Source organism: Wolbachia endosymbiont of Glossina morsitans morsitans (genome assembly GCF_000689175.1).
In the GTDB taxonomy this organism is placed as follows: domain Bacteria; phylum Pseudomonadota; class Alphaproteobacteria; order Rickettsiales; family Anaplasmataceae; genus Wolbachia; species Wolbachia pipientis.
In genome coordinates this window covers 1-1,521 of the sequence record NZ_AWUH01000078.1, presented here as the reverse complement: position 1 = coordinate 1,521, position 1,521 = coordinate 1, and the positions used below count along the sequence as shown (strand labels likewise).

The following is a 1,521-nucleotide window of genomic DNA, read 5'->3' as shown; positions in this document are numbered from 1 at the left end:
CATTTGTAATGTGGCAGTAGATCAGAATAGCCATTGAACGCTGATACACAAAAAAAATATGGCAGTGGTAATAAACCGACAAGAACTAAGCGGTAAAAACAAATATGTCAAAGACAATAAGCAGGCTAGCAATAGCAATATATTCCCAAGTTCAGGCATAAAAATTATAGTTTTTATATAAACAATGTTACTGATGACAAGTTAGAAGTTAAAGTGTTAATTGATGCTAGCATAATGCTCCCGTAGTTAGCTGTGCTAGTAATTAATTAAAAATTAAATATTAAATCTTTATACTTTTATAGATATCGTTAATATTGAGGTAACATTGTGGGTACAACTAAGATTAGTAAATTTCCATTCAATATAAAAGGTAAAGTGGCAAAACAACATGCCGAACCAATAATCGAAAAAAATCTCTATACTATTTTAGGATTCAAAGATATAGAAGATTTTGAAAATAAGACAAGTAAACTTGTTAATAAAAAAGTTTGGCAATCATTTGTTGACTGCTTTGCAAAAGAAATAGATTATGCAGCAACCGAAGAAGTTGTAAAAAACATCCTTTGTAACATTGCAAAGAGTGATCAAGGTAATGCTTTTACCAAAACTGAACATCTCATATTAAATGAAAAGCAAGATAATAAAAAGAGAGAAAAAGCGATTAGAAAAGCTATTAGTATTTTGAGAAAAATCAATCCAGAAAAAGCCTTTAATGAACTTTCAGTAATAAAAAAACAAGCTGAAGATTTTTTACAAACCGATTTTTGTAAAGCACAGAGTAAATCACTTCAAGGATTTGCTCCCTCTGGTGGAAAGCTCTTTGCGGAAACTCTGAAATATATAGAAACACTAGAAAGATTATCCGAAGTAAAAAAAGAAGGGCTAGTTAGAGATTTCTTGTTAAATCATGTTAGTTTATTGAATAAAAAGTATCCTAAATCACAAGGTAAAAGGAAAGATGCCATAACAATACTATCAAGTGATGAGTTGAAGAATTTTTACAATAAAGGTGTAAAAGAAGGAATGTTACAACCAATGGCATCTTACAAAGGATGCAGAAACCTGTATGACAAAATGAACCAGATAAAAAATGAATCCAAAAGTATAATTAAAAGGGAAGAACGGGAAGAAAATTTAAAGAAAATAGATAAGTCGATAATCAGCGCAATTAATGACATAAAAAAACATAGAGAAGCAATCCTTAACTGTAAAGACTTTCAAAATTCTTACATAAAAGAGAAAAAAGAACATCCATTTAGAGGCAACGCATGTCAAAAAATGATTGATATATATCAAGAGAGAATTGTTGGATATCAGGAGAAAATTCGTCAAAACTTAAACCAAATAAAAGCGATATTAAAAAGTGCGCCGCAAGAAATGGATGATGTGGAAGAATTCGAGGAAATAATTGATGATATACATGAAGCAAAGCAGTGTGATGAAATTTTTGATTCAGCTTTAATTTGTTTATCGAACATACAGAATGAGCTAGATATTCAGCTGGAAAATCCTTCAACAGAA

At 30.2% G+C, this 1,521-nt stretch carries 1 protein-coding gene; it reads left to right on the top strand.

Annotated features, from left to right (window positions below; all coding sequences use genetic code 11):
• Positions 1-327 precede the first annotated feature (327 nt).
• Positions 328-1,521, top strand: a 1,194-nt coding sequence (locus tag WGMM_RS01790) for a hypothetical protein (RefSeq protein ID WP_038249208.1), incomplete at its 3' end; no start/stop codon positions are given.